The 1,680-nt window shown below is 32.5% G+C and carries 1 protein-coding gene; it reads right to left on the reverse strand.

Annotated features, from left to right (window positions below; translation table 11 throughout):
- Positions 1–399: 399 nt before the first annotated feature.
- Positions 400–1,608, reverse strand: coding sequence for a PT dipeptide repeat lipoprotein (locus tag HYG89_RS15860; protein ID WP_178868369.1), 1,209 nt, complete (start codon positions 1,606–1,608; stop codon positions 400–402).
- Positions 1,609–1,680: the final 72 nt, after the last annotated feature.

Below are 1,680 nucleotides of genomic sequence, written 5' to 3' on the forward strand. Positions count from 1 at the left end.
CAAGAGATGCGATGGATGTCTGATTATTTGTAGTCATAAATTTAAGTCCCCACTTGTTTCTAAGTGGGGACTAAATTAAGGCTTATAGGATGAATTCAGAAGGTGTGTTCAGCGGACGCTTACCTTGTTTCTAAGTGGGGACTAAATTAAGGCTTATAGGATGAATTCAGAAGGTGTGTTCAGCGGACGCTTACGCTTAAGTGTAAGCGTGTGCTGAACCTCATACCTATTTTTTGATTTTGGTCGGGTTGCCACTGATTTGGCAGGGTAATCCTCCCATAAATAAGTGCCCACTAAAATTTAAGTGGACACTATTGGGGCATTGCATTTTAGCGAAAGTGGGGGTTCACTGGATGCTTACTGCTTATAGTCTCTTTATACAATCGTGCCCATCTAAAATTATTCAATTATTTGAAAATCATTGAGATCTGCCTGAATAGATTTTGGATTATTTGCGTATACAAATTCTGCATTTGTATACAACCAGCCTATTTGACCTTGCTGATTAAAGCGTTTATTCAAATATTTAAGGATAGGAGTATTTGAGAAAATCTCTTCTGAAAATACTTTAAATTCTCCTACATCTAGCTCTTCACTATCTTTCATAAATAATAAGCCATTTTTTTTAGTGGCAGATATATCTAAAGAGCGACTAACTAAACGATACCCATCCTTAGCCTGAGCATTTATCATACTTTGCAATGCTAAAGCACGTTCAAGTCTTGTACTCTCTGTTGGATAATCTTTGTATCGATATGTGTAGGTACCATTATGTTTACTACTATTTATACAAGTTACTATCTTAGGTTGATTTTCTTTATTATCTAAAATTTCTACATGATTTCCTGTAAAGTATTGTTTAAATTGAATAATGCGACAACCTTCTTGACCTAATTTATTAAGTACATTTATTAATTGATTAGTGTCAACAAGTGGGGAAAGATAACCACTATCATAAGTGTATGATGCATTATCATTTTCATTTTTTAAAAAATAGTCTTTAAAATTTAAGTCAGTAGAAGGCCTTACAGAATGAAGAAATTGGTATCCAGATTTTCCATTCTCATTAAGATTACTTAACCATGAAAAATAGATATTGCTAATAGAGCTTGCAGTTCGATCAGACACAATAGCAGAGTAGCGAGTATTCTGATTAGCTAACTTCATATAGCTATTTACAGTTTGATTTCCATACACCTTATTATTGTATGCGACAATTTTATATCCATTTTTCCCCATTTCATTAAGCTGAGATAGGAATGCAGTACTACTGGTTGAATTAACCGCATCTACATTTAAAAAATTTGCTGTTGTAATAAGGGTCTTAGGTTTTTCTGCAGTAAATAATCCGACATTACTTTTTACATAACAGCGATTATCCTTGTAGGGGTTAGATATAGAATTCCTTTCTAACTTAATGTAAGCAGGATTATTACTAGTTGAATTAATAATACAAAATGAGTCATCATTTAAAAAAGTTAAGACTCTATTTTCTTCTGAAGTTGTGCTATATTTTTGATATTTAACAGGATAGTAAAAGAAATTATCATATTTAGAGATGGATCCGTAAATTTGAACAACTCCTATAAGTGATATTCTGCTCCTCAAATGATGTTATAAACATCAATATATGGAGTATTTTATGGCACGTAGACCAAGAAGAAATCATTCAAATGATTT

This window comes from Acinetobacter sp. SwsAc5, from assembly GCF_013391485.1.
Taxonomy (GTDB): domain Bacteria; phylum Pseudomonadota; class Gammaproteobacteria; order Pseudomonadales; family Moraxellaceae; genus Acinetobacter; species Acinetobacter towneri.